Raw genomic sequence first — 25,522 nt, 5'->3', positions numbered from 1 at the left:
CAAAATCAGCGGCAAAAGCGGACGACGGCATCTGCGCCGTGCCCAAAAGGGAGAAGAAAAATGCCCCTGCTGCAGGTCCTGCGTCCGACCTTGCCGATCCTCATCGGCGCTTCGATCATGCTGACGCTGAGCATGGGGCTGCGGCAGAGCCTCGGCATCTTCATGCAGCCGCTGACGCGCGATATCCACATCTCGATCTCGGATTTCACGCTGGCGCTGGCGGTGCAGAACCTCGCCTGGGGGTTTCTGCAGCCGCTCGCCGGCGCGATGACGGCGCGCTACGGCTTCCGGCCAGTCATGATCGTCGGCGCATTGCTGTACATCGTCGGCCTCGCGCTGATGGCGACCGCGAACGGGCTTGTCAGCATCATGATCGGCGCCGGCGTGCTGATCGGGACGTCGCTGGCCTGCACCGCGGCCGCGATCGCGATGTCGGTGGCGGCACGCGCGGTCCCTGCGACGGTGCGCTCGACGGTGCTCGGCATCGTCTCCGGCGCGGGCTCGCTCGGCGCACTGCTGTCGGCGCCGATCGGGCAGATGCTCAACGAGGGCTTTGGCTGGCGCGTCGGCCTTGCCGGCTTCGTCGTCATGTCCGTGCTGATGATCCCGGCGGCGTGGTACGCCGGGCGTGTCGACCAGGTGCCGCTGCCGAAGCCGGCCGCCGACGAGATCGACGAAGCCAGCGCGGTGACCGCGGCAAAAACCGCGTTCGGCAATGCGTCCTTCGTGGTGATGACCGGCGCCTATCTGGTCTGCGGCATGCAGCTCGTGTTCCTCACCACGCATCTGCCGTCCTATCTGGCGATATGCGGCCTCGATCCGATGCTTAGCGCGCAGACGCTCGGCATGATCGGCGGCTTCAACGTGCTGGGTTCGCTGTTCTTCGGCTGGGCCGGCCAGCGCTGGAACAAGCTCGCACTGCTGGGCGGCATCTATATCCTGCGCTCGCTGGCGCTCGCCTGGTACTTCACGCTGCCGGCGACGCCGTTCTCGACGCTGCTGTTCGGCGCGATCATGGGCTTCCTGTGGATGGGCGTCGGCCCGCTGGTCGCGGGCGCCGTCGCCGAGATGTTCGGCCTGCGCTGGCAGGCGATGATCCAGGGCCTCGCCTTCATGAGCCACCAGATCGGCAGCTTCCTCGGCGCCTACGGCGGCGGCGTGCTCTACGACGCGCTCGGCTCCTACACCATGGCCTGGCGCATCGGTGTGGCGCTCGGCCTTGCCGGCGGCATCGTGCAGGTGGCGTTCGCGCTGGTCAGGCCGTCGCAGCCGCCGGCGCCGGTGCTGAAGGCGGCGTAAGCGAGTAGGGCGCTCATGAACGTCCGGTTGGGAACTGGTAGCGCACGACGCGCCGCCCAGCGGCTGCGACCGCTTTAGTCGACGCCGGTCACGTAAGGTTCATGCGGGTCCGGAGAAATTTCGTAGCTCGCCAGCGCCCGCATGCAGCCGTAGGATCGGTCCCTCCGGACGACGTGACTCCAGCTCCAATCCTTTCATTCTGAATGCCTGCGTTGGCGCCGGAGGCGGAGCCGCTCGTCGAAGCCACAAACAACAACATAGGGGGGACCGTCATGTCCGCGTTGTCACGCCGTGATTTCCTGGCACTTTCGACATCCGCCGCCGCCCTCGGCCTCGCCGCGCCGGTGCGGGCCGCGATGGGCCCGAACGACAAATACGACCTGGTGATCCGCGGCGGCGAGGTGCTCGACCCCAGCCAGTCGCTGCGCGCCAGGCGCGATATCGGCATCCGCTGGGGTGTCATCGAAGCCGTGCAGGAAGCGATCCCGGCCGAGCGGACGCTTAAGAGCATCGACGCGTCGGGCAAGCTGGTGATGCCAGGCCTCATCGATCTGCATAGTCACGTCTATCCCTACGGCTCGGCGATCGGCATTCCCGCCGACGAGCTGGTGCAATTCCAGGCCACGACGACCGTCGTCTCGGCGGGCGATGCCGGGGTCAACAATCTGGCGGCGCTGCGCCGCTTCATCGTGGCCCAGACGCGGGCGCGGATGTACGCCTTCGTCCACATCGCCAATAACGGCCTGTCGGCGTTCCCGGCCGCCGAGCTGTACAATATCGACGTCGCCCAGACCGAAGCCTGCGCGATGGCGCTCGCCGAGAACCGCGATTTCCTGCTCGGGGTCAAAGTGCGGATGTCGGAGAACGTGATCTACAAGCACGGGCTCGAGCCGCTGAAGCGCGCCATCCAGGCGTGCGAGATGTGCGGCTGGCCGGCGAAGATGATGGTGCATATCGGCGGCGTCGAGTCCAAGGAGTTGATGTCGCAGATCCTCGACATGCTGCGGCCGGGCGACGTGCTGACGCACGCCTATTCGGGCGCCCCAAACATGTCCAACGTCTTCACCAACATCGTTCAGGACGGCAAGCTGCTGCCCGCGGCGCTCGCCGCCAAGCAGCGCGGCGTCATGTTCGACGTCGGTCATGGCGGCGGCAGCTTCGATTTCACCGTGGCGGACGTGGCGATCGCCGGTGGCTGCGCGCCCGACACCATCTCCTCGGACATCCACGTCTTCTCCGGCAATTCGCCGGGCATTCCGTTCCTACCCAACGTGATGAGCAAGTTCATGACGCTCGGCTTCACCCTGGAGCAGGTGGTCGCGATGGCCACCATTGCTCCGGCGAAGATCATCGATCGCGCGCCGAAGATCGGCACGCTGCAAGTCGGTGCGCCCGGCGACGTCGCCATCATGGAGCTGGCGGAGGGGCCGGTCAGCTTCGTCGACACCCGCAACAACAAGAGGGACGGCAAGGCCCATCTCAAGCCGGTCCAGACCGTGATCAACGGCGTGCCCTTCGGGCGGCCTTATCAGGCGCCGTTTGCGGTGAGATAGCGGGCTCGTGCCCCGGACGTAGCGCAGCGTCACTTCGACGGTGCGCTGCAGCGCCGGGGCCCATGTCTCGTCAGGGCGCCGTGTTGCTTTATGGGTCCCGGCTTCTCAGGAGCAGCGCTCCGCGCTGCACCGCGTCCGGGACACGAGCGGAGTTGAAACGAAAACGGGGCCCGAAAGGGCCCCGCAAAACTCTTCAACGCTTCGCTGATCTTACTTGATCTTGGCTTCGCGGAATTCGACGTGCTTGCGCGCGACCGGATCGTACTTCTTCTTGACCAGCTTGTCGGTCATGGTGCGCGAATTCTTCTTGGCGACGTAGTAGAAGCCGGTGTCGGCCGAGGACACGAGCTTGACCTTGATGGTGACCGCTTTGGCCATGTTGTGAACCTCAGAATATCGGGGAATCTGGAGCCGGCCAAACGGCCCGCGTTGGCCGGCAACCTAGCCAGAAACCGCCTGATGTCAAGGTTTTACACCCCGAAAACCACCCAAATCGGGCCGATCAGGCCTCGAAGAAGCGGTTTTTCGGCCGCGGCAGGCCCAGATTCTCCCTCAAAGTGGCCCCTTCATACTCCTTGCGGAAAATCCCGCGCTTCTGCAGCTCCGGGACGACCTTGTCGACGAAATCGTCGAGGCCGGCGGGCAGGAATGGGAACATGATGTTGAAGCCGTCGCAGCCGCGCCCGACCAGCCATTCCTCCATCTGGTCGGCGATGGTCTTGGCGGTGCCGACAAACGAGAGCCCGCCATAGCCGCCGACGCGCTGGGCGAGCTGGCGCACGGTGAGCTTGTCGCGCCTGGCGAGATCGACCATGCGCTGGCGGCCGCTCTTGCTGGCATTGGTCTCGGGGATCTCGGGCAGGGGCCCGTCGGGATCGAAGGTCGAGGCGTCGGTGCCGAGAATGACGGAGAGCGAGGCGATGGCGCTGTCGTAATGCACGCGGCTGTCGAGCAAAGCGCGCTTCTCCCTGGCTTCATCGACGCTGTCGCCGACCACGACGAAAGCGCCGGGCAGAATCTTCAGATGCTCGGGGTCGCGGCCGATCTTCTCCATGCGGCTCTTGATGTCGGCATAGAGTTTCTGCCCGTCCGCGAGGCTGCCGCCGCCGGTGAACACGGCTTCCGCGGTTTCAGCCGCGAGCTGCTTGCCGTCCTCGGAGGCGCCGGCCTGCACGATCACCGGCCAGCCCTGCACGGGCCGCGCGATGTTGAGCGGGCCGCGCACCTTCAGATATTTGCCGTGATGGTCGAGCGTGTGCATCCTGGCGGGATCGAAGAACAGGCCGCTCTCGACGTCGCGCACGAAGGCGTCGTCGGCGAAGGAATCCCACAGGCCGGTGACGACGTCGTAGAACTCACGGGCACGCTTGTAGCGCTCGGCGTGCTCCATGTGATCGTCGAGGCCGAAATTCAGCGCCGCGTCAGGATTCGAGGTGGTGACGATATTCCAGCCGGCGCGGCCGCCGCTGAGATGGTCGAGCGAGGCGAAGCGCCGCGCGACGTGATAAGGCTCGTCGAACGTGGTCGAGCCGGTCGCGATCAGGCCGATGCGCTCGGTCACGGCCGAGAGCGCCGATAGCAGCGTGAACGGCTCGAACGAGGTCACGGTGTGGCTGCGCTTGAGCGCGTCGATCGGCATGTTCAGCACGGCGAGGTGATCGGCCATGAAGAAGGCGTCGAACTTGCCGGCCTCGAGCTTTTGGATCAGCGTCTTGATGTGCGGGAAGTTGAAATTGGCGTCGGGCCAGGCCCCGGGATAGCGCCAGGCGCCGGTGTGGATGCTGATCGGGCGCATGAACGCGCCAAGCTTGAGTTGCCGTTGTGCCATCGCCCGGTGTCCGTTCTTGGTGACGCTCGGGGAAGACATAGGCATGCCGCGGAGCTCCGCCATCGGCGGGCGGCGGGAAGATTATTTTGTTTTTCGATGTGCGCTCAGCACAATCTCGTCATTTCAGCCGTCGCCTGCGGCCATCCTTCGAGACGCCCGCCGTTGGCGGGCCCTCAGGATGAGGACTGAAGTTGCGGCGCCAGATTCAACAGGCAAGAATGCAACCTAGCCTCATCCTGAGGAGACCGCGAAGCGGTCGTCTCGAAGGACGAGGCGTGCGCTCGACGGCTGCCAAGAAGCAACTTGCAACGCTTCGGGAATGACGTCGAGAGCGGCTCAGCCCAAAACATCCTTCTGCATCTTGCCGCCGTAGAAATGGAAGAACGGCACCGGTGCGTCGTGGCGGAGCGGGCCGGTGGCAAGGCGGGTGTCGAGCTCGTTGAGCACGTTGCGCGTCATCGGATGCAGGTCGGCGAGCGGCTTCGAGCCGAGCTCGACCCAGACCAGCTCGACCAGCTCGGCATCGGCATGGATCACGCCGTCGACGCGGTGGGTGATCGCCGAGGCATCCGCGGTGAAGAAGCGCGTGTCGAAGCGCTTGACGCGGCCGGGCGGGGTGATCGCGCGGGCAATCAGGAACAGGCTTGACGGATCGGGCAAGAGGCCGGCATCGGCGAACGGCTTCCATGGACCATCGAGCTTCGCCTTCACCTCTGCCTTGCGACCGAGACAGAGCCCGGTCTCCTCGCAGGCCTCGCGGATCGCGGCAATGGCGAGCGACTTCGCGCGCGAGGCCGGCGTCTTCGGGCTGCCCTTGGCGAGATTGGCCTCCAGCTCGGGCGTGATGGGCGCCGCACAGGGCACGCGATAATCGGCCTTGTCGACGCGGCCGCCCGGGAAGACGAACTTGCCGGGCATGAACACCACCTTGTCGTGGCGCTTGCCGACCAGCACTTTCGGAACGGCGCCGCTGCGATCGACCAGGATCAGCGTCGCGGCATCCTTCGGACGGAAATAGGGATGGTGGTCGGCTTCCTTGCCCTCGTGAATTCTTGCCTTTTCGTCCGCTTGCGACGTGTCCGTCATGTCCTCACCCGAACTCTTCTTGCTTATTATGCCTACACCGGCGGAATACCATCCGGAGGGTTGTCGTCAAACCCGTGCATGCGCAGAGCCCATTGCAGGCCGACCACAGCTCCCTTGACCGGCTGCAGCAGCGCAAGCGAGGCGAGGAAGGTGAAGGGCAGATAGGCGGCGAAGCTGATCCAGACCGGCGTGGTGTAATTGGTCTCGATCCACAAGACGGCCGGCACCACGATGTGGCCGACGATGACGATGACGAGATAGGCGGGCAGATCGTCGGCGCGATGCGGCGTGAAATCGAGCCCGCATGTGGCGCAATTGTCCGCCGTCTTCAGGAAAGCGCGGAACAGCTTGACCTCGCCGCAGCGCGGGCAACGGCCGCGAAAGCCGCGCCGCATCGCCGCAAAGACGTCGCGCTTCTCGACGAGACCGGTCTCGCGCGTCCAGATTTTCGGGGCCGTGCTCATCGTCACCATGCCTTGCCCTTCTTGCCTTTGCCCTTGTTCTTTCCCTTGTTCTTTCCCTTGCCCTTTCCAGGCTTGCCGGATTTCGGCTTCGCCGGCTTGCGTTTTCTCTCCGGACTGCGTCCGGGATGGGGCTTGGAGGATTTGCGCGGCGCACTGAGCGGCCGGCGCTGGCGCGGCGCGGTCTCGCTGGAGGATGACAGCAGCTCGAAGCGCAGCGCGCCCGCAATGGGGGCGGCTTCGATCAGGCGGACATCGACGACATCGCCCAGCTGGTACATGGTGCCGCTGCGCGTGCCGACCAGCGCGTGCCGGCTCTCGTCATAGTTGAAATATTCCGTGCCGAGGGATCGGATCGGGATCAATCCATCGGCGCCGGTGTCGCTCAGCTTCACGAACAGGCCGGCGCGGGTGACGCCGGAGACGCGGCCCTGGAAGCTGGCGCCGATGCGGTCGGCGAGGTGATGCGCGATCAGGCGGTCGACCGTCTCGCGCTCCGCCTTCATGGCGCGCCGTTCGGTCAGCGAGATATGCGCGGCGACCTCGCTCAAGCCTTCCGGCGTCTCGCTGTCGGGCAGGGCGCCTTCGCCCAAGCCCAACGCGCGGACCAGCGCGCGGTGCACGACGAGGTCGGCGTAGCGGCGGATCGGCGAGGTGAAATGCGCGTAGCGGCGCAGGTTCAGGCCGAAGTGCCCGTAATTCTCCGAGGAATATTCCGCCTGCGCCTGCGCGCGCAGCACCACCTCGCTGACCAGCGGGTAATAATCGTGGCCTTCGAGCTGGGCCAGCACGCGGTTGAACAGCGTCGGCCGCAGCGCACCCGACTTGGTGAAGGGGATGTCGAGCGTCTCCAGGAATTCGGAGAGCGCGTGGACTTTCTCCAGCGTTGGCTCGTCGTGCACGCGGTAGATCAGCGGGAGCGATTTCTTCTCCAGCATTTCCGCGGCCGCGACGTTGGCGAGGATCATGAACTCCTCGATCAGCTTGTGCGCATCGAGACGCTCGGGAACGACGACGCGATCGACCGTGCCGTCGCTTTTGAGCAGGATCTTGCGCTCGGGCAGATCGAGATTGAGCGGATCGCGCTCGTCACGGGCGCGCTTGGCGCAGGCATAGGCGGCGTAGAGCGGCCTCAGGATCGGATCGAGCAGGGGGCCGGTGGTGTCGTCGGGCCGACCGTCGATCGCGGCCTGGGCCTGCGCGTAAGCGAGCTTCGCCGCCGATCGCATCAGGATGCGGTGGAAGCTGTGCGAGCGCTTACGGCCGTCGGGGCCGAGCACCATGCGTACCGCGAGCGCGCCGCGCGGCTCGCCCGGTACCAGCGAGCAGAGATTGTTGGAGATTCGCTCGGGCAGCATCGGCACGACGCGGTCGGGAAAATAGACCGAGTTGCCGCGATCGAGCGCGTCGCGGTCGAGTGCCGAGCCCGGCCGCACGTAGAAGCTGACGTCGGCAATGGCGACATTGACGATGAAGCCGCCCTTGTTGTTGGGATCGTCATCGGGCTGCGCATGCACCGCGTCGTCATGATCCTTCGCATCCGGCGGATCTATGGTGACGAGCGGCACGTCGCGCCAGTCCTCGCGGCCTTTCAGGTTGGCGGGCTCGGCGGCTTCCGCCTCGCGCTCCGCGGCGGAGGAAAATTGCAAGGGGATGTCGTGAGCGTAGATCGCGATCAGGCTGATCGCCTTCTCCGACTTGACCGAGCCGAGCTTCTCCTTGACCCGGCCCGAGGCCAGACCAAAGCCGCGCGAGCGGACGATGTCGACACTGACGAGGTCGCCATCCTGTGCGCCACCGGTATCGGTCTTGGCGATGTTCAGCTCGCGGTCGGCGAACTTCTTGTCGACGGGCACGAGCCGCCCGCCACCTTCGGGAAGCTCTCTGAACACGCCGAGGATGCGGCTCTTGGCTTTGTCGATGACCTTGATGATGCGGCCGCGCCAGGCCGGGCCTTCGTCCTCGCCGGTCGGCTCGACGCGCAGCAACGCACGGTCGCCGACGCCGGCGGCGGTGCCGGGCCTGGGCCGGCGCGGCATCTCGATCAGGATCCTTGGCGGCTCGCCGCTTTCGACCTCGTCCCATTCGGCGGGGGAGGCGATCAATTCGCCGTCGGCGTCGCGTCCGGTAATGTCGGCGAGCAGCGTGGGTGGCAGCGCGTCCGGCTCGGACACCTTGTGGCGCTTCTTCTTGACGATGCCATCGTCGGCGAGCTCGCGCAGCATGCGCCTGAGCTCGGCGCGATCGGCGTTCTTCAGGCCGAACTCGCGTGCAATTTCGCGGGTTCCGGCCTTTCCATGATTTGCCTTGATGAAGGCGACGATGGCTTGCCGGTCGGGAAAGCCATGGTCATTCTTGCGTTTCACTTAACCTCTAATTCTTGATCTCAAGTCTTGCTACCTAAGTCTTGCCGGCACTCTTCTTGGCCGGAGCCTTGCTGGTCGATAATTTGGCGGCGGCGGCCTTGGTCGGCGACGTTTTTGCCGTCGACGGCACGGCGGCGCGCGCCTTGCTGGTGGATTCGGTTTTCGATTTGGCCGCCTTCTTCGCGGCCGGTTTCTTCGGCTTTGGCGGAGTGTCCTCGCCGTCCGCGGCCTTCTCTGCAGTCTTTTTGGCCTTGGCCGGCTTTGCCGCCTTCTTGGCTTTGGCCTTGCCGCCGCTCTTGCCGCCGCCTTTGGCCGCGCGCTCGTCGATCAGGGCGATGGCCTGGGCGAGCGTGACGGTGTCCTTTTCGAACTCGGCAGGGATCGTTGCGTTGACGCCGCCGGCGGTGACGTAGGCGCCGTAGCGTCCGCTCTTCACGGTGACGGTGCCGAGGGTGGGATGATCGCCGAGCGCCTTGCCGGGATCGGCGCCGAAGCGCCGGCTCGGGCCCTTGGCGACCTTCTCCGCGATCAGCGTCACCGCGCGGTTGAGGCCGATGTCGAACACCTCGTCGCCGGCCTCGAGGCTGGCGTAGGTCTTCTCGTGCTTGACGAACGGCCCGAAGCGGCCGAGCCCGGCGGTGATCGGCTCGCCGGTCTCCGGATGCTTGCCGATCTCGCGCGGCAGCGACAACAGTTTCAGCGCGAGTTCGAGATCGACATCGGCAGGCGAGGTGCCTTTCGGGATGCCGGCGCGCTTGGGCTTCTCGCCTTCCTCATAATCCTTCGGCTCGCCGAGCTGGATGTAGGGTCCGAACCGGCCGGCCTTGACCCAGACATCGCGACCCGTATCGGGATCCTGGCCGAGCGAACGGTCGGCGCTGGCCTCGCCATCGGCGGCGAGCTGGCGGGTGTAGCGGCACTCCGGATAGTTCGAGCAGCCGACGAAAGCGCCGAACTTGCCGGCCTTGAGATTCAGCCGGCCGGTGCCGCAATTCGGGCACTGCCTGATATCGCCGCCGTCGGCGCGGGGCGGATAGATGTGCGGCCCCAGCATCTCGTCGAGCACGTCGAGCACCTGCGCGACGCGCAGATCCTTGATCTCGTCGACGGCGCCGATGAAGCCGGTCCAGAAATCCTTCAGCACCTGCTGCCAGGAGATCTCGTTGTTGGAGATGCGGTCGAGCTGCTCCTCGAGGCCCGCGGTGAAGTCGTACTCGACGTAGCGGCTGAAGAAGCTCTCCAGGAACGCGATCACGACGCGGCCCTTGTCCTCGCCGTGCAGGCGCTTCTTCTCCAGCTTGACGTAGCCGCGGTCCTTCAGGACCTGCAGGATCGAGGCGTATGTCGAGGGCCGGCCGATGCCGAGCTCTTCCATGCGCTTGACCAGCGAGGCCTCGGAGAAGCGCGGCGGCGGCTCGGTGAAGTGCTGGGTGACGGAGAGCGACTGCCGCTTCAGCGCGTCGTTCGGGCTCATCGCGGGCAGGCGGCGCGAATCCTCGTCCTCCTCGTCGTCGCGGCCTTCCTGGTAGAGCGCCAGGAAGCCGTCGAACTTGACGACCTGACCGGTGGCGCGCAGCTCCAGCGTGCGGGAGCCTGCCTTCGCCGTGATGTCGACGGTGGTGCGCTCGAGCTCGGCCGATTCCATCTGGCTGGCGATGGTGCGCTTCCAGATCAGCTCATAGAGCTTCGCCTGATCGGCATCGAGCCTGCGGCTCATGCTCGCGGGGCGGCGCGACATGTCGGTCGGGCGGATTGCCTCGTGGGCTTCCTGCGCGTTCTTGGCCTTGGCCTGGTACTGGCGCGGGGCATCCGGCACATAGGCGTTGCCGTAATCCTCGCCGATCACCTTGCGGGCCTGGGTGATCGCGGACGGATCGATCTGCACGCCGTCGGTACGCATATAAGTAATGAGTCCGGTGGTCTCGCCGCCGATGTCGATGCCTTCATAGAGCCGCTGCGCGATCCGCATCGTGTGCGCCGGGGCAAAGCCGTATTTGCGGCTGGCTTCCTGCTGCAGCGTCGAGGTGGTGAAGGGCGCCTGCGGATTGCGCCGGGCCGGCTTGGCATCGACCCCGGTGACGGCGTAGGTCGCCGCTTCCAGCGCCTTCTTGAAGTCTTCGGCTTCCGCGCCGGTGCCGATGTCGAGACGCTGGATCTTCTTGCCGTCGGCGCCGACGAGGCGGGCCTCGAACGCATCGCCGCGCGGGGTGAGCAGGGTGGCGATCAGCGACCAATATTCACGCGCCACGAACTTCTCGATCTCGAGCTCGCGGTCGCAGACGAGGCGCAGCGCCACCGACTGCACGCGGCCGGCCGAGCGGGCGCCGGGCAGCTTGCGCCACAGCACCGGGGAGAGCGTGAAGCCGACGAGGTAGTCGAGGGCGCGGCGCGCCATATAGGCGTCGACCAGCGCGCCGTCGATCTGGCGCGGATGCTTCATGGCGTCCGACACCGCCTGCTTGGTGATGGCGTTGAACACCACCCGCTCGATCTTCTGATCCTTCAGCGCGCGCTTTTCCTTCAGCACCTCCAGCACGTGCCAGGAGATGGCCTCACCCTCGCGATCAGGGTCGGTGGCGAGAATCAGGCGGTCGGCGTTCTTCAGGGACTTGGCGATGTCGTTGAGCCGGCCGGCCGCCTTGGGATCGACCTCCCAGATCATCTTGAAATTGGCATCGGGATCGACGGAGCCGTTCTTCGCGGGCAGGTCGCGGACATGGCCGAACGAGGCCAGAACCTCATAGGACGAGCCCAAATATTTGTTGATCGTCTTGGCTTTCGCCGGCGACTCCACAATGACGATATTCATGTAGTTCCAGTAACTTACGGGAAAATCTGAGGCCGAAAACGAAAGGATTCGGATCGGCCGTTTCGACCCGAACATGGGTGGTGAGGCCTCCGCTGTCAAATCGAGGGGTGCCGAAGGTCCGTCGAATGGGAAAAGTTTCATATCGAAAAAGTTGCAAAACACCACCTTGGAGTTGCGATCGATGTCGGCGTAATGTCGTCTGGGGCATGGATTCGGGTGGGGTCTGGTGACTAGGCCGGGGAAGAAACGGGTGCGCGCCCCTGTCGGCGCGGCGCGAGGCTCGCGTCACGAGGAACCGGGAGAGGGCGGCGCGGACGAGGCCGTCGCCTTCATCGCCGAGCAAGTCGGGGCGCTACGCAAGCTCGCCGAGCAGCACAAGCTCGCCGTGCTGCATTATCTGCTGGGCATGACCAAGCTCGAGGCCGACGAGCATCTGAGGCTGCGGAGCAAGCGCAAACTGTCGTAGCGGCGCCGGCCATCTCTCTCGTGTCCCGGACGCGCTGCAACGCTCTTGGCGTTGCTGCGCAGAGCCGGGACCCAGCAGTCCGCGCGGTTCGCCGCAACATGGGCCCCGGCTCTGCAGCGCATCGTCGAAGGGACGCTGCGCCGCGTCCGGGGCACGAGACCGGAGCCTTGCGCATATCTGGTCGAATTCGCTCCGGACCACCCATGTCTTCCTGGCGCTGTCACGCCGACCGCCGTCGCGACGGCCGCGGCTTCAGCATCGTCTCCGCCGGCGAGAGCAGGCGCCCATCCGCCGCGCGCATTTCCAGCTTCTTCACCGGGCGGCCCTTCTCGCGATCGACCAGGATGGTCGCGATCTCCTCGGGGTGGTCGTCGAACTCCTCGCTCCATTGCCGCAGCGCCACCAGGATCGGGAAGGTGCCGCGGCCCTTCGCCGTCAACACATATTCCTGATAGGCGCTGCCGTCCGAGGCGGGGGCGATTTCCAGAATGCCGTGATCGACCAGCGAACGCAGCCGCACGGACAGGATGTTCTTGGCCATGCCGAGCTTGCTCTGGAATTCGCCGAAGCGGCGCACGCCGAACAGCGCCTCGCGGATGATCAGCAGCGACCACCAGTCGCCGAGCGCCTCCAGCGAGCGTGCGATCGGGCAGGAATCGCCCTCGAAGCTCGTTCGTTTCACCATCGTTCCGGTCCTGCCACGTTCGCACGATTCGAGCGCCGATCACGCGCTTGTGTGGTTGCATCATAAAACCATATGCCCTAGATGGCAACCTAGTTTTATGATGCAACCACTGGAGGCGAGCGTGAGACTGACGAACAAGACGGCCCTGATCACCGGCGGCAATAGCGGCATCGGCCTTGCGACCGCAAAGCTGTTCGTGGCCGAGGGCGCCAAGGTGGTAATCACCGGGCGCAACAAGGAGACGCTGGAAGCGGCCGGGAAAGAGCTCGGGCCGAACGCGCTCGCGCTCGCCGCCGATGCCACCGACATCGCCGCGACCGAAGCGGCGATCAGGCAGGGCGCCGAGAAATTCGGCAAGTTCGACATCGTGTTCGCCAATGCCGGCATCGCCGGCGGCACGCCGCTGGGATCGGCTACGCTTGACGTGTTCGAGAAGGTCATCAGCACCAACCTGACCGGCGTGTTCTTCACGGTGCAGGCGGCGCTGCCCTATCTCAACGACAACGCCTCGATCGTCCTCAACGGCTCGGTGATCTCCGTGCTCGGCATTCCCGGCTACTCCGCCTACGGCGCCGCCAAGGCCGGCGTGCGGGCGATGGCGCGGATCATGGCCTCGGAGCTGTCGCCGCGCGGCATTCGCGTCAATGTCGTGGCGCCCGGCGCGATCCGCACGCCGATCTGGGGACCTGCGACGGCAACGCCGGAAGCCGAGCAGGCGTTCGAGAGGCGGATCGCGCTGTCGACGCCTTTGGGGCGCATCGGCGAGACCGATCACGTTGCCAAGACAGTGCTGTTCCTCGCCTCCGACGATGCCGCACATGTGCAGGGCCAGGAGATCTTCGTCGATGGCGGCGCGGTGGCCTCTCCGAGCGGCGCGCCGATCTACCGGGGCTGACCGCTCGCAAACAAACGCTGTTCCGTCCGGCGCAGGAGTCGCCTTGCGCCGGACGGTCCCCACGCCGCGGGCTATGCTGCCCGCAGAGTTGTTGCCGACTGAAGCGCGCCAGCGATCGCCTTCTCGCGGTGGTCCGGGCCGACCTGGATGCCGTCGGCCGGGATGAATTCGACGTTCGTGATCCCGATGAAACCGAACACCCAGCGCAAATAGCTTTCGAGGTGTTCGCCGGCCGCGTAGGGCGTTTCCGCGCCGTAATAGCCTCCGCGCGAGATCGCCACGATCACGCGCTTGCCGCCGGCAAGCCCCTCGGGCCCCGCGGCGCCATATTTAAATGTCTTCCCCACCACGAGGATGCGGTCGATCCAAGCCTTGAGCTGGCTCGGAATGGTGAAATTGTACATGGGCGCGCCGATCACGACGATGTCGGCAGAAAGGAACTCGTCGAGCGCGGCCGCGCTTGCGGCCAGGTCGGGTGCCAGTTCTGCCGGCGCGGGGGCGCCTTGCGCAGCGGCGAGGTGCGAGCCGGAGAGGTGGGCCAGCGGGGTCTGGGTCAGGTCGCGATAGACCACGTCGAGCGAAGGCGTGGCCTGGCGCAGCCGGTCGACGATGGCGGCGGAAACCTGCCTGGATACGGAGTGGGGGCCGAGGACGCTGGAGTCGAGATGGAGCAGTTTCATTTGGGTCACCCATGGTATAGATTTGTAACCAGAACTACATGAGTGACTGTCGAAATCCCCGCAAGAACGCACATTCTTGAGCCATGGGCACAACTTTGAGACCTGAGAACACCGGTTTTCCTGCCACGCCGACGCCCGTTCCAATGCCGCATCCCGACCACGCGGATTGCCGCGGGGTCGCCTCCGTGCTGTCCCGCGTCGGCGACAAATGGAGCGTGTTCGTCATCATGATGCTGAGCGACGGACCCAAGCGCTTCAACGAGCTGAAGCGCATGATCAACGGCATCTCGCAGCGCATGCTGACCTTGACGCTGCGAGGTCTCGAGCGCGACGGCCTCGTCACGCGCACGATCTTTCCGACCATACCGCCCCGCGTCGACTACGAGCTGACTGATCTCGGCCGTGGGCTTCAGGAGCCGGTGAAAGCGCTAGGGCAGTGGGCGATGGACCACCTGACGCAGATCGAGGCTGCACGTACGCAGTTCGATCGGCGCAAGGAAAGTTAGCGTGCGGCCTCCGGGTTCGGCTCTTGGAGCCGCCCCGGAATGACATCTGGAGACGCTAAACCAGCGATACCAAGCCGCCGCCGTGGCGTTCGAGCTTGCCGGCCAGCTCCAGCTCCAGCAGCACCGTGCGCACGATCGCGGGCGAGGCGCCGGACATCCGCACGAGATCGTCGATCGAGATGGGCGCCGGGCCGAGCAGGCCGGTGATCTGGTCGCGGTCGTGGCCTTGCGGATCGCTCTCGAACGGCTCGCTGTCGGGCTCGCCCGCAGGACTCATCAACGGCCGCTCCATGATCGGCTGCACCGCATTGATGATGTCGGCGGCTTCGGTGACGAGGGTCGCGCCCTGCTTGATCAGGTCGTTGGCGCCGGCGGCGCGCGGATCGAGCGGCGAGCCCGGCACCGCGAACACCTCGCGCCCCTGTTCGGCCGCCATGCGCGCGGTGATCAGCGAGCCCGAACGGTGCGCCGCCTCCACCACGACGACCCCGAGCGAAGCGCCCGAGATCAGCCGGTTGCGGCGCGGGAAGTCGCGGGCACGCGGCTCATGGCCGAGCGGCATCTCGGAGATCGCAGCGCCTTCGTGATCGAGCATCGCCCTGAGCAGATCGCCATGCTCGGGCGGATAGATGCAATCATGGCCGCCGGCCAAGACGGCGACGGTGCCGTTGTCGACGCTGGCGCGATGTGCGGCCTGGTCGACGCCGCGCGCGAGTCCGGAGATGACGACGAAGCCGGCTTCGCCGAGCTCGCGCGCGAGCAGGCCTGCGAATTTCAGCCCGGCGCCGGATGCGTTGCGCGAGCCGACGATGGCAATCATCGGCCGCATCAGGGTCTTGGTGTCGCCACGCACGGCGAGCAGCGGCGGCGCATCGTCGATCATCGCCAGCCGCGCCGGATAGCCGTCCTCGCCGGGCGCGCGCCAGGCGATGCCGAACTTGCGGCTTGCGGCCAGCTCGGCTTTGGCTTCATCGGCGCTGCAGATGCGGCCCGATCGCTGCGCACCGCCGCGGCGCGCCAGATCAGGCAGGCGCTCCAGCGCGGCGCGCGCCGTGCCGAAATGGTCGACCAGCGAGCGGAAGGTGCGCGGGCCGACATTGTCGGAACGGATCAGCCGCAGGCGGTCGATCCGCTCAGCCTCGGTCAGCTCCACGCTCGCATTGATGGCGTCCACGGCGGCTCCTTGCAGGCGCAGCATGGAACAACCTGAGGGCGTTGCGCAACAGCGACGTGCGCTTGCGCGGTATCGGCCCGATGCTAAAAGCAAGGCCAATAAGAAGGATGTTGCCATGATTTCACTCGCCGACCTCCAGCGCCGCATTGAAGCCGGCGAGTTGTCGCCCGATGAAGCCATTGCCCAATCGCATGCGGCGATCGAGGCCAAGGAGAAGGACGTCCGCGCCTTCGTCCGTCACGACAAGGCGGCAAGAGCGCAGGCCTTCGGCCCGCTGCGCGGCATCGCGGTCGGCATCAAGGACATCATCGACACCGCTGAGATGCCGACCGAGATGGGTTCGGAGATCTATCGCGGCTGGCAGCCGCGCGCCGATGCGCCTGTTGTCATGATGCTGAAGCGGGCGGGGGCCACCATCATCGGCAAGACCACGACCACGGCGTTCGCCTCGCGCGATCCGACGCCGACGCTCAATCCGCACAATCCCGGCCATTCGCCGGGCGGCTCCTCCGCAGGCTCGGCGGCGGCGGTCGGCGCCGGCATGATCCCGCTGGCGCTGGGCACCCAGACCGGCGGCTCGGTGATCCGGCCGGCGGCCTATTGCGGGACCGCCGCGATCAAGCCGTCGTTTCGCATGCTGCCGACGGTTGGCGTGAAGTGCTATTCCTGGGCGCTCGACACGGTCGGCCTGTTCGGCGCGCGCGCGGAGGATCTCGCGCGCGGGCTTCTGGCGATGACCGGTCGCACCGAGTTTTCCGGCATCGCTCCGGCGAAGGCCCCGCGCATCGGCGTGGTCAGGCAGGAGTTCGCCGGCAGCGTGGAGCCGGCGGCCGAACAGGGCTTGCTGGCCGCGATCAAGGCGGCGGAACGCGCCGGCGCCAGCGTGCAGGCCATAGACCTGCCCGAGGCGGTGCAGGAGGCCTGGCGTATCCACCCCATCGTCCAGGACTACGAGGCGCATCGCGCGCTGGCCTGGGAATTTTCCGAGCGTCACGACGAGATCGCGCCGATGCTGCGGGCCAGCCTCGATGCGACGGCCCATCTGACACCGAAGGAATATGACGAGGCGCGCCGGATCAGCCGCCGCGGCCGCCGCGAGCTCGGCGAAGTGTTCGAGGGTGTCGACGTGCTCCTGACCTATTCGGCGCCGGGCACCGCGCCGGCCAAGGAGCTCGCGACCACAGGCGATCCCCGTTACAACCGGCTCTGGACGCTGATGGGCAATCCTTGCGTCAACGTGCCGGTGCTGAAAGTCGGCGGCCTGCCTGTTGGCGTGCAGGTGATCGCACGCTTCGGCAACGACGCGCGCGCGCTCGCGACGGCGTGGTTCCTCGAGCAGGCGCTGGCGACGTCAGGTTAGCGCGGCTTCAGAGGCAGCGAGAGCCTGTGCGGACGCCGAAGGCGCGGCGCCGGCTTTTGCATCCTGCCCGAGCCAGCGCTCGGCGGCCGCGCGACCGCTCCGGTGCAGCAGCCGGATGAAGCCGCGGCCGAGGTCGGTCGATGAACGCTGCGCCAGGCCGTCGACGGAGTCTTCAGCTGCGATCCGGGTGAGCCGCAGTGAAGGGGCTGCGTGCGACTGAGCCCATGCGACCGCCGCCATCTCGGCATTGAGGGCGGCGTTGGCCGCGATCTGGTCGAGCCGGCGGTCGATCGCGGCGAGGGTGATGGGCACGTAGCTGTCGCGTGCGGGGGTGACTTGGACCAGCAGGACGTCGGCCGTCGTCGTCTCCTGCGCCAGCCGCAGCAACGGCGGATTGCCGCCGAAGCCGCCGTCCCAATAGGCCTCGCCGTCGATCTCGACGGCGCAGTGAACCAGGGGCGGACAGGTCGAGGCCAGCGCGACGTCGGCGGTGATGGAGTCGTTGCGGAAGATCTGCTGCTGGCCGTCGCGGATCCGCGTCGCCGCAATCAGCAGCTTTGGTGCTCCTGGATCTTGCAGCGCCGTGAAATGAATGTCGCGCGACAGCGCCAGCCGCAGCGGATCGAGATCGAACGGATCGAACTGGCCCGAGCGCAGCGTCGGACCGAATGCGACCGAGCTTCCCGCCGGCGAGAACCCGCCGAGCAGCATCAGCGAGCGGAACGAGGCCTCGTGCATCAGGCGGAGCCAGAACCGGTTCAGCCGTAACCGGGCCGCTTCGCGGCCGCCCTCCGCGAGGCCGGAGGCGAGCAGCAGCGCATTGGTGGCGCCGGCACTGGCGCCGCTGATGGTGTCGATCTCGATCGGCTCTTCCAGCAGCCGCTCCAGCACGCCCCATGTGAAGGCCGCAAAGGTGCCGCCGCCCTGCAGCGCCAGCGACAATCGTCGCGGCGGCCATGGGGCCGGGCGCGCCTGCGCTGATGCAGCCTGGGCGGCCGCAGCTCGGAGCTCGACCGCGACAGGACCTAGTGCGACAGGACCTGGCGCGCCAGGACTTGGCGCGACGGGAGCAAGTGAGGGCGCCGGCGGTGGAACGGCAACGGGCGTTGGCGCAGGCGGCAGTGCGGGGGCATCGGACCAGATATTGGTTGTCGACAGCAGCCGGCTTGCCGCAGTGCCCTGCGAGCCGGACTCCTCGTGCATGCCGTCGTTCGTCGCGCCCATTCTGAGCAACCGCGTAACGCCATTTGTCCCGTCAGGATGACAGGCATGGAACCCGTTCGCTACCTCGCCTTGCGAGTCGGCGACGAGTTGCGAACAGGATTCGAGATATAATGCAGAGAGGGGCTTCGGTATCCGTAGATGCCCTGGCTTTGGTTGCTTTGCTTGATGCGGCTTACGCCTTCTCCCCGATCCGGCTTTCCTTGCCGGCCTGCAAGCGCTTGATGTTCTCGCGATGCGCGTAGAACAACAGCAGCGTCAGCACCGCGAACAATGCTGCGAGCGCGAGATGGCCGAACCACCACAGGAATATCGGCGTGATGAACGCCGCCACCAGTGCCGAGAGCGAGGAGTAGCGGGTGGTGAAGGCGGTCGCCAGCCAGAGCAGGCAGAACACCACCATGCCGGGCCAGAACAAGCCGAGCAGGACGCCGATATAGGTCGCAACGCCCTTGCCGCCCTTAAACTTGAGCCAGACCGGGAAGAGATGGCCGAGGAAGGCGCCGAGCCCGGCCACCATGGCGGCGTTGGGACCAGCGATATAGCCGGCGATCACGACGGCCGCGGTGCCCTTGAGCGCGTCGAGCAGCAGGGTGCCGGCGGCAAGACTCTTGCGCCCGGTGCGCAGCACATTGGTGGCGCCGATGCTGCCGGAGCCGATCGAGCGGATATCCTGCGTGCCGGCGAGCCGGGTCAGAACCAGGCCGAACGGAATCGAGCCGAAGAGGTAGCCGATGACGAAGGCCACCGGCAGGAATGCTTCAAGCCCCATGGCGGCCTCTCCAAAGGCTGGATTTCAATGTCGCGGGATCGCGCAGGTCAGACATGCTCGTATACCGTCCGGCCGCCGACGGTGGTGCGCACCACGCGGCCTGTAAAGCGGGCCTCGTCGAACGGGGTGTTCTTGCAGGGCGATTTGAGGTCGGCGGGATCGACCACCCAGGGCACATCGGGGTCGATCACGATGACGTCGGCCGGGCTGCCGGCGCGCAGGGTTCCGCCAGGCAGGCCGAGCAGCTCGGCCGGACGGGTCGACATCGCCCGGATCAGCGTTTTCAGGTCCAGCTCGCCATTGTGCACGAGCCGCAGGCCCGCCGGCAGCATGGTCTCGAGACCGACGGCGCCGGGCGCGGCCTCGGCGAACGGCAGCCGCTTGACCTCGACGTCCTGCGGATTGTGGTCGGACATGATGACCTCGAGCAGGCCGGAAGCGACGGCCGCCACCAATGCCCGGCGGTCGTCCTCGCTGCGCAGCGGCGGCGACAGCTTCAGGAACGACCGGTAGGGGCCGATGTCGTTCTCGTTCAGCGCCAGATGGTTGATCGAGACCGAGGCGCTGACGGCGAGCCCGGCGTCGCGGGCGCGCTGGAGGATGTCGAGGGAATCGATGCAGCTCAGCGAGGCCGCGTGATAGCGGCCCCCGGTCAGCGCGACGAGGCGCATGTCGCGTTCGAGCATCACGGCCTCGGCGGCATTCGGGATACCCATAAGGCCGAGGCGCGAGGCGAACTCGCCTTCGTTCATCACGCCTTCGCCGACGAGATCGGGGTCCTCGGTGAAGTGCACGATCAGCGCATCGAAATCGCGCGCGTAGGTCAGCGCACGGCGCATCACCTGCGCATTGGTCACGCTTCGGGCGGCATCGCTGAAGGCGACGGCACCCGCGGCCTTGAGCAGGCCGAACTCGGTCATCTCCTGGCCGAGCATGCCCTTGGTGAGCGCCGCCATCGGCTGGATGTTGACGATCGCGGTGTCGCGGGCGCGGCGCATGACGAAGTCGACGGTCGCCGAATTGTCGATCACCGGCAAGGTGTCGGGCTGGCAGATGATGGTGGTGATGCCGCCGGTCGCGGCTGCCTGGCTCGCGGTGGCAAAGGTCTCGCGATGGCTGAAGCCGGGCTCGCCGACGAAGGCGCGCATGTCGATGAGGCCGGGCGCGACGATCTTGCCGGCGCAATTGACAATGTCGGTGCCCTCGGGGACGCCGGCCGCGCCGATGCCGCGGCGGGTCTCGCGGATGGTGCCGTCGGCGATCAGGACGTCGCCGACACCGTCGAAATCCCTGGAGGGATCGACGACGCGGGCGTTGGCGAGCAGGACGGGGCGGCGATCGATCAGCATCGGCATCACGCGTTCGGCAGGTTACGGGCGAGCGCTTCCAGCACCGCCATGCGCACGGCGACGCCCATCTCCACCTGTTCGCGGATCAGGGACTGCGCGCCGTCGGCTACGATCGAGTCGATCTCGACGCCGCGGTTCATCGGGCCGGGATGCATCACGAGCGCGTCCGGCTTGGCGTAGGCGAGTTTCTTCTGGTCGAGCCCGAAATAGTGGAAATATTCCGACGACGACGGCACGAAGGAGCCGTTCATGCGCTCGCGCTGCAGCCGCAGCATCATGACGATATCAGCGCCGTTGAGCCCCTCGCGCATGTCGCGCGCGACCTCGACGCCCATCCGCTCGATGCCCGGCGGCAGCAGCGTGGTGGGGCCGACCACGCGGACGCGGGCGCCCATCGTGTTGAGCAGGATGATATTGGAACGGGCGACGCGCGAATGCAGCACGTCGCCGCAGATCGCGACCACCAGCCCTTCGATCCGGCCCTTGTTGCGGCGGATGGTGAGCGCGTCGAGCAGGGCCTGGGTCGGATGCTCATGCGCGCCGTCGCCGGCATTGATCACGGAACCGTCAACCTTGCGTGCCAGCAGTTCCACCGCGCCGGAGGCGTGATGACGCATCACCAGGATGTCCGGATGCATCGCGTTCAGCGTCATCGCGGTGTCGATCAGGGTCTCGCCCTTCTTCATCGAGGAAGAGGAGACCGACATGTTCATGACGTCCGCGCCGAGCCGCTTTCCCGCGAGCTCGAACGAGGATTGGGTCCGGGTGGAAGCCTCGAAGAAGAGGTTCACCTGCGTCCGTCCCCGCAGGACGGTGCGCTTCTTGTCAACCTGGCGGTTGAGCTCGACATATTCTTCGGACAGGTCGAGCAGGCCGGTGATGTCGGCCGCGGACAGGCCCTCGATGCCCAGCAAATGCCGGTGGCCGAGGACGAAGGTGGATTTCGATGTCATTAAAAGCAGAGCTATAGGGGGGGATGACGGGGGGAGCAAGCTTCAAATCCGGCCTGCGGACTTATCCACGGCGCTTTACGGACAACTGGGTGCCGCCGGCCTGTGTTCGGGACTGCCGCTTTGCGCTAGACTCTTGCTATTCGTTGCGTCACGGGCCGGATCATGACGAGCATGCGGTATTTTAATCGACTGGCGCGCAATGTCGCTGCGTTGGCGGCCGTGTGCCTCGTCGGCATCGCGACACCGGCGATGGCGGAGAAACGCGTCGCACTCGTGATCGGCAACGACCTCTATCCGAACTTGCCGGCGGACCGCCAATTGAAGAAGGCGGCCAATGACGCGACCAGCGTCGCCGACGCGCTGCGGGCACTCCAATTCGACATCGTGCTGGGGACCAATCTCGGCCGCCAGGCCATGATCGACCGGCTCGCCGATTTCACGGCGCGGCTCGCGCCGGGCGACACGGCGGCTGTGTTTTATGCGGGGCACGGCGTGGCGATCGCGGGGGTGAACTACCTGGTGCCGAGCGATGTTCCGACCGTGAGCGAAGGCGCTGAAGCGCGGGTGCGCGGGGCCTCGATCGCCGAGCCCGACTTGATCGCGGAGCTCCAGGCAAAGTCGGTGCGGGTTGCTTTCGTCATCATCGACGCCTGCCGTGACAATCCGTTTCCGCGCGCCGCCGGCCGTTCGATCGGGAATACGCGGGGGCTCGCGGATGTGCGGCCGGCGCGCGGCATCTTCACGCTCTATTCGGCCGGCATCGGCCAGACCGCGCTCGACCAGCTCGGCAGTAGCGATACCGCGAATAATTCGGTGTTCACGCGGATCTTCGTCGAGCAGCTGAAGCGGCCCGAGCTGCATCTCGGCGATCTCGCGGTCGAGGTGCGCGAGCGCGTGGCGGCACTGGCGCTGACCGCGACGGACAATGGCGGCCAACCGGCACCGCATGAGCAGACGCCGGCCTATTACGACCAGACGCTCGGCGGACGCATCTATCTTTGGGAGGCGGCACCGTCGATGCCGCGCGTGGCAGGCATGCTGGTGAAGCCGCCGGCAAAGCCTGCGGTCGCGGAGCGCGCGACGATGCGCCCGCCGCGTCCTTCTGCGGCGGGTGAAAGCTGCGCCCGCAGCGGCTTCGAGACCTATTGCGTCAGCTCGATGCTGAAGCCGCAATTCGGCAATTCATACGGCGCGACCAACCTGTTCGATGCCTCGACGGGGACGGCCTGGGTCGAAGGTGCAGCCGGCAACGGCATCGGCGAATGGATCACGGTCGAGTTCGAAACCCCGCGACGGGTCAAGTCGATACATGTGCAGAACGGCTACCAGAAGAACCCCGACATCTTTTCCAAGAACAACAGGGTTCGTCAGATCCGGGTGCTGTTCTCCGGCGGCGAGTCGCAGGTCTTCATTCTCGAGGACAGGCTGTCGGCGCAATTGTTGACATTGCGGCCGCCGGTGACGGCCCATTGGATGCAATTGATCATCGACGACGTCTGGGCCGGCAACAAATACACGGACACCGCGATCACGAAACTTCTAGTCAGCTCGGATCCGGTGCAATGACCGCAAGGACAGGGATCGCGGCGCGCGCGGCGCTCGGTATGCTGCTTGCGATATCGGTGCTCGCGCCGGCGCGGGCGCAGAGCTTGCCCGGCGATTTCGTCTATCTGCGCGACATCGACCCCAGCATCATCCAGGACATCCGCTACGCCACCTCGAACAATTTCGTCGGCCGGCCGCTGGCCGGCTACAATGCCGGTGAATGCGTGGTGAAGCGCGAGGTCGGTCTGCGGCTGAAGGCGGTGCAGCAGGAGCTCGCCGCACAGAATCTCTCGCTCAAGATGTTCGACTGCTACCGGCCGGCGCGGGCCTCGCTCGACATGGTCAAGTGGTCGCAGAACGGTCACGAGACCGCCGCCGAGCGGCGCTACAATCCGAAAATCCCCAAGACCGAGCTGTTCCGCCTCGGCTACATCGCGAGCCGTTCGCAGCATTCCACCGGCGCGGCGCTGGATCTGACGCTGGTCGATCTGAAGGCTGACAATTCCGCCAAATACGACCCGTCGAGAACCTATGCCGATTGCACCGCGCCGGTCGAAGCGCGCGCACCCGAAGGCAGTGTCGACATGGGGACCGGCTACGACTGCACCGACACGAAGGGCCATACCGCGGCACCGTCGATCACGGCGGAACAACGCAGCTGGCGCAGGCGGCTGGTGGCGGCGATGGCCAGGCAAGGCTTTGTGAACTATTCGAAGGAGTGGTGGCATTTTTCCCTGCCTGGGGCCGGCGGGGCGGCCTATGATTTCCCGATCCAGCCGCGACGGAACTGATTTCGCGCCGAGGAAACGTGATGACCCAGCCGAGCTTTGCGACCCACGAGGTCTTCAACCAATCGCCGCCGTTTGAGGATATCGACCTGTTCGCCGTGGACCGCCCGCTGGTCGAGGCGGTCAAGGCCAATGGCGGCGCGGCGGCGGAACGCGAACTCTCCGAGTTCGGCAGGCAATGGGGCTCGGCCGCGATGGCCGATCGCGGGCGGCTCGCGAACGAGAACACGCCGAAGCTGCGCAGCTTCGACGCCAAGGGCAATCGCCGCGACCAGGTCGAGTTTCACCCGGCCTATCACGAACTGATGGCGCACAGCGCCCATGCCGGCGTGCACAATTCGACGTGGACCGCGAACGGCAAACCGGCGGGCGATGCCGCCGAGGTCATTCGTGCGGCGAAATTCTACATGGCAGCCCAGGTCGAGACCGGTCACCTCTGTCCGATCACGATGACGCGCGCCTCCGTCGGCGCGCTGGCGATGCAGCCGGACCTGCTCGGCAAGGTGATGCCGGTGCTGTCGGCCAGGAGCTACGACCCGAGCTTCGCACCGTGGTGGCAAAAGCGCGGCATGACGCTCGGCATGGGCATGACCGAGAAGCAGGGCGGCACCGACGTGCGTTCCAACATGAGCCGCGCGGTGCGCGATGGCGAGGCCTATCGCATCACCGGCCACAAATGGTTCATGTCGGCGCCGATGTGCGATGCGTTCCTGGTGCTGGCGCAGGCCGAGCAGGGCCTGACGTGCTTCTTCATGCCGCGCTTCGCGCCGGATGGATCGGTCAACGCGATTCAGTTCCAGCGGCTGAAGGACAAGCTCGGCAACCGCTCCAATGCCTCCTCCGAGGTCGAGTTCGTCGGCGCCTATGCGCAAGCCGTCGGCGAGGCGGGCAAGGGCATCCGCACCATCATCCAGATGGTGCAGCTGACGCGGCAGGATTGCGCGATCGCCTCGGTCGGCCTGATGCGCTCGGGGCTGGCGCATGCGCTGCATCACGCCCGTCACCGCAGCGTGTTCCAGAAGCATCTGGCCGATCAGCCGCTGATGCAGGCAGTGCTGTCGGACATGGCGCTGCATGTCGAGGCGAGCACGGCGCTGGTGATGCGGCTCTGCCGCGCCTTCGATCGCACCCCGCATGATGCAGCGGAGGCCGCCTATATGCGGCTGCTCACGCCCGCGATCAAATACTGGACCTGCAAGAGTGCGCCGCCGTTCCTCTATGAGGCCATGGAATGCCTCGGCGGCAACGGCTATGTCGAGGACGGCATTCTGGCGCGGCACTACCGGGAATCGCCGGTCAACGCGATTTGGGAAGGCTCCGGCAACGTGATGTGCCTCGACGTGCTCCGCGCGCTCTCGCGCGAGCCGGACGCCGCGACGGCGGTGCTGCAAGCGCTTGCGGCCGAGGCCAAGGGCTTGCCGGGAGCGAGCGAGACAGTCGCTTTCGTCGGCAAGACTTTCCGCCGCACCGACGGCGAGCGCATCGCGCGGCTGGCCGTCGAGAAGCTGGCGCTGCTGGCCGCGACCGCGGCGCTGAACGGCGTGTCGCCGCGCAATGCCGAATTGTTCGCGGCGAGCCGGCTCGCGGCCAATCACGCCAGCATGTACGGCGCCGTGGAGCTGGACAGCGGCGAGGTCCGGTCGCTGCTGGAGCGCGCGCTGCCGTGAGGAGACTCCAGCTCAATCTCTCGTCACGGCCGGGCTTGTCCCGGCCATCCACGTCTTGT

22 protein-coding genes are annotated in these 25,522 nt (G+C 66.4%); 9 read left to right on the top strand and 13 right to left on the bottom strand.

Features of this window, described 5'->3' with window-relative positions:
* Positions 1-60 precede the first annotated feature (60 nt).
* Complete coding sequence (locus DCM79_RS12915) at positions 61-1,299, top strand: MFS transporter (RefSeq protein ID WP_257180153.1); 1,239 nt, start codon at positions 61-63, stop codon at positions 1,297-1,299.
* 272 nt (positions 1,300-1,571) lie between these two features.
* The gene (locus tag DCM79_RS12910) at positions 1,572-2,852 is read left to right on the top strand and encodes an amidohydrolase/deacetylase family metallohydrolase (protein WP_257180152.1); all 1,281 of its coding nucleotides are present in this window, start codon (positions 1,572-1,574) and stop codon (positions 2,850-2,852) included.
* A gap of 210 nt (positions 2,853-3,062) precedes the next feature.
* Here the strand turns inward: DCM79_RS12910 and rpmG are convergent, their stop codons facing one another.
* From rpmG to topA, 6 genes are all read right to left on the bottom strand, one after another.
* The gene (gene rpmG, locus DCM79_RS12905) at positions 3,063-3,230 is read right to left on the bottom strand and encodes a 50S ribosomal protein L33 (RefSeq protein WP_007603295.1); all 168 of its coding nucleotides are present in this window, start codon (positions 3,228-3,230) and stop codon (positions 3,063-3,065) included.
* A 124-nt stretch (positions 3,231-3,354) separates the two neighbouring features.
* Positions 3,355-4,680 (bottom strand): LLM class flavin-dependent oxidoreductase, encoded by a 1,326-nt coding sequence (locus DCM79_RS12900; RefSeq protein WP_257180755.1) that lies wholly within the window; start codon positions 4,678-4,680, stop codon positions 3,355-3,357.
* 336 nt (positions 4,681-5,016) lie between these two features.
* A complete protein-coding gene (locus DCM79_RS12895) occupies positions 5,017-5,766 on the bottom strand; it encodes an NUDIX hydrolase (protein WP_257180151.1) in 750 nt (249 codons plus the stop codon).
* A 32-nt stretch (positions 5,767-5,798) separates the two neighbouring features.
* Positions 5,799-6,239: a DUF983 domain-containing protein gene (locus DCM79_RS12890; RefSeq protein WP_257180150.1), complete on the bottom strand. Its 441-nt coding sequence runs from the start codon at positions 6,237-6,239 to the stop codon at positions 5,799-5,801.
* Complete coding sequence (gene rnr, locus DCM79_RS12885; protein WP_257180149.1) at positions 6,233-8,593, bottom strand: ribonuclease R; 2,361 nt, start codon at positions 8,591-8,593, stop codon at positions 6,233-6,235. Before rnr ends, DCM79_RS12890 begins: the two co-directional genes overlap by 7 nt.
* 34 nt (positions 8,594-8,627) lie before the next feature.
* Positions 8,628-11,402, bottom strand: a complete 2,775-nt coding sequence (topA, locus tag DCM79_RS12880; protein WP_257180148.1) for a type I DNA topoisomerase — start codon at positions 11,400-11,402, stop codon at positions 8,628-8,630.
* Between the two features lie 250 nt (positions 11,403-11,652).
* On the opposite strand from topA, the gene DCM79_RS12875 reads away from it, so the two are divergent.
* Positions 11,653-11,868 (top strand): hypothetical protein, encoded by a 216-nt coding sequence (locus tag DCM79_RS12875; protein ID WP_257180147.1) that lies wholly within the window; start codon positions 11,653-11,655, stop codon positions 11,866-11,868.
* Between the two features lie 220 nt (positions 11,869-12,088).
* On the opposite strand, the gene DCM79_RS12870 is transcribed toward DCM79_RS12875, so the two are convergent.
* Positions 12,089-12,553, bottom strand: a complete 465-nt coding sequence (locus tag DCM79_RS12870; protein WP_257180146.1) for a helix-turn-helix domain-containing protein — start codon at positions 12,551-12,553, stop codon at positions 12,089-12,091.
* A gap of 121 nt (positions 12,554-12,674) precedes the next feature.
* Between DCM79_RS12870 and DCM79_RS12865 the strand changes: the two genes are divergently transcribed.
* On the top strand, positions 12,675-13,448 hold the full coding sequence (locus tag DCM79_RS12865; RefSeq protein WP_257180145.1) for an SDR family oxidoreductase: 774 nt from the start codon (positions 12,675-12,677) through the stop codon (positions 13,446-13,448).
* Between the two features lie 71 nt (positions 13,449-13,519).
* Here DCM79_RS12865 and DCM79_RS12860 read toward each other — a convergent pair whose 3' ends face one another.
* On the bottom strand, positions 13,520-14,128 hold the full coding sequence (locus DCM79_RS12860) for an FMN-dependent NADH-azoreductase (protein WP_257180144.1): 609 nt from the start codon (positions 14,126-14,128) through the stop codon (positions 13,520-13,522).
* An 83-nt stretch (positions 14,129-14,211) separates the two neighbouring features.
* Here DCM79_RS12860 and DCM79_RS12855 point away from each other — a divergent pair, with 83 nt between their 5' ends.
* Positions 14,212-14,634 carry a helix-turn-helix domain-containing protein gene (locus DCM79_RS12855; protein ID WP_257180143.1) on the top strand — a complete coding sequence of 141 codons (423 nt, stop codon included), beginning with the start codon at positions 14,212-14,214 and terminating at the stop codon, positions 14,632-14,634.
* Between the two features lie 55 nt (positions 14,635-14,689).
* Here the strand turns inward: DCM79_RS12855 and dprA are convergent, their stop codons facing one another.
* Entirely contained in the window at positions 14,690-15,832 is a 1,143-nt protein-coding gene (gene dprA / locus DCM79_RS12850; RefSeq protein ID WP_257180142.1) for a DNA-processing protein DprA, read from the bottom strand.
* A 91-nt stretch (positions 15,833-15,923) separates the two neighbouring features.
* Between dprA and DCM79_RS12845 the strand changes: the two genes are divergently transcribed.
* Complete coding sequence (locus tag DCM79_RS12845; RefSeq protein ID WP_257180141.1) at positions 15,924-17,168, top strand: amidase; 1,245 nt, start codon at positions 15,924-15,926, stop codon at positions 17,166-17,168.
* Here the strand turns inward: DCM79_RS12845 and DCM79_RS12840 are convergent.
* The 4 genes from DCM79_RS12840 to DCM79_RS12825 form a co-directional block, all read right to left on the bottom strand.
* Positions 17,160-18,392 carry a patatin-like phospholipase family protein gene (locus DCM79_RS12840; RefSeq protein WP_257180140.1) on the bottom strand — a complete coding sequence of 411 codons (1,233 nt, stop codon included), beginning with the start codon at positions 18,390-18,392 and terminating at the stop codon, positions 17,160-17,162. The two genes, DCM79_RS12845 and DCM79_RS12840, sit on opposite strands and share 9 nt — an antisense overlap.
* Positions 18,393-18,564: 172 nt before the next feature.
* Positions 18,565-19,161, bottom strand: coding sequence for a glycerol-3-phosphate 1-O-acyltransferase PlsY (gene plsY, locus DCM79_RS12835; RefSeq protein WP_028135929.1), 597 nt, complete (start codon positions 19,159-19,161; stop codon positions 18,565-18,567).
* 47 nt (positions 19,162-19,208) lie between these two features.
* Positions 19,209-20,510, bottom strand: coding sequence for a dihydroorotase (locus DCM79_RS12830; RefSeq protein WP_257180754.1), 1,302 nt, complete (start codon positions 20,508-20,510; stop codon positions 19,209-19,211).
* A 5-nt stretch (positions 20,511-20,515) separates the two neighbouring features.
* Positions 20,516-21,463 (bottom strand): aspartate carbamoyltransferase catalytic subunit, encoded by a 948-nt coding sequence (locus tag DCM79_RS12825; protein ID WP_028135931.1) that lies wholly within the window; start codon positions 21,461-21,463, stop codon positions 20,516-20,518.
* Positions 21,464-21,634: 171 nt separating this feature from the next.
* Here DCM79_RS12825 and DCM79_RS12820 point away from each other — a divergent pair, with 171 nt between their 5' ends.
* Genes DCM79_RS12820 through DCM79_RS12810 form a run of 3 tightly spaced genes read left to right on the top strand, consistent with a single transcriptional unit; the run spans position 21,635 to position 25,463 of the window.
* The gene (locus DCM79_RS12820; protein WP_257180139.1) at positions 21,635-23,029 is read left to right on the top strand and encodes a caspase family protein; all 1,395 of its coding nucleotides are present in this window, start codon (positions 21,635-21,637) and stop codon (positions 23,027-23,029) included.
* 38 nt (positions 23,030-23,067) lie between these two features.
* Positions 23,068-23,799, top strand: coding sequence for a M15 family metallopeptidase (locus DCM79_RS12815; RefSeq protein WP_373568134.1), 732 nt, complete (start codon positions 23,068-23,070; stop codon positions 23,797-23,799).
* Between the two features lie 20 nt (positions 23,800-23,819).
* A complete protein-coding gene (locus DCM79_RS12810; RefSeq protein WP_257180137.1) occupies positions 23,820-25,463 on the top strand; it encodes an acyl-CoA dehydrogenase family protein in 1,644 nt (547 codons plus the stop codon).
* The last annotated feature ends 59 nt before the right edge of the window (positions 25,464-25,522 follow it).

Source organism: Bradyrhizobium sp. WBOS07 (assembly GCF_024585165.1).
Taxonomy (GTDB): domain Bacteria; phylum Pseudomonadota; class Alphaproteobacteria; order Rhizobiales; family Xanthobacteraceae; genus Bradyrhizobium; species Bradyrhizobium japonicum_B.
This window is presented reverse-complemented; position numbering and strand designations above follow the sequence as displayed.

Coding starts and splice junctions, on each gene's coding strand:
- DCM79_RS12915 (WP_257180153.1), top strand. CDS start 61: ATGCCCCTGCTGCAGGTCCTGCGTCCGACCTTGCCGATCCTCATCGGC.
- DCM79_RS12910 (WP_257180152.1), top strand. CDS start 1,572: ATGTCCGCGTTGTCACGCCGTGATTTCCTGGCACTTTCGACATCCGCC.
- rpmG (WP_007603295.1), bottom strand. CDS start 3,230: ATGGCCAAAGCGGTCACCATCAAGGTCAAGCTCGTGTCCTCGGCCGAC.
- DCM79_RS12900 (WP_257180755.1), bottom strand. CDS start 4,680: ATGGCACAACGGCAACTCAAGCTTGGCGCGTTCATGCGCCCGATCAGC.
- DCM79_RS12895 (WP_257180151.1), bottom strand. CDS start 5,766: ATGACGGACACGTCGCAAGCGGACGAAAAGGCAAGAATTCACGAGGGC.
- DCM79_RS12890 (WP_257180150.1), bottom strand. CDS start 6,239: ATGGTGACGATGAGCACGGCCCCGAAAATCTGGACGCGCGAGACCGGT.
- topA (WP_257180148.1), bottom strand. CDS start 11,402: ATGAATATCGTCATTGTGGAGTCGCCGGCGAAAGCCAAGACGATCAAC.
- DCM79_RS12870 (WP_257180146.1), bottom strand. CDS start 12,553: ATGGTGAAACGAACGAGCTTCGAGGGCGATTCCTGCCCGATCGCACGC.
- DCM79_RS12860 (WP_257180144.1), bottom strand. CDS start 14,128: ATGAAACTGCTCCATCTCGACTCCAGCGTCCTCGGCCCCCACTCCGTA.
- DCM79_RS12855 (WP_257180143.1), top strand. CDS start 14,212: ATGGGCACAACTTTGAGACCTGAGAACACCGGTTTTCCTGCCACGCCG.
- dprA (WP_257180142.1), bottom strand. CDS start 15,832: ATGCTGCGCCTGCAAGGAGCCGCCGTGGACGCCATCAATGCGAGCGTG.
- DCM79_RS12845 (WP_257180141.1), top strand. CDS start 15,924: ATGATTTCACTCGCCGACCTCCAGCGCCGCATTGAAGCCGGCGAGTTG.
- DCM79_RS12840 (WP_257180140.1), bottom strand. CDS start 18,392: ATGGGCGCGACGAACGACGGCATGCACGAGGAGTCCGGCTCGCAGGGC.
- plsY (WP_028135929.1), bottom strand. CDS start 19,161: ATGGGGCTTGAAGCATTCCTGCCGGTGGCCTTCGTCATCGGCTACCTC.
- DCM79_RS12830 (WP_257180754.1), bottom strand. CDS start 20,510: ATGCTGATCGATCGCCGCCCCGTCCTGCTCGCCAACGCCCGCGTCGTC.
- DCM79_RS12825 (WP_028135931.1), bottom strand. CDS start 21,463: ATGACATCGAAATCCACCTTCGTCCTCGGCCACCGGCATTTGCTGGGC.
- DCM79_RS12820 (WP_257180139.1), top strand. CDS start 21,635: ATGCGGTATTTTAATCGACTGGCGCGCAATGTCGCTGCGTTGGCGGCC.
- DCM79_RS12815 (WP_373568134.1), top strand. CDS start 23,068: ATGCTGCTTGCGATATCGGTGCTCGCGCCGGCGCGGGCGCAGAGCTTG.
- DCM79_RS12810 (WP_257180137.1), top strand. CDS start 23,820: ATGACCCAGCCGAGCTTTGCGACCCACGAGGTCTTCAACCAATCGCCG.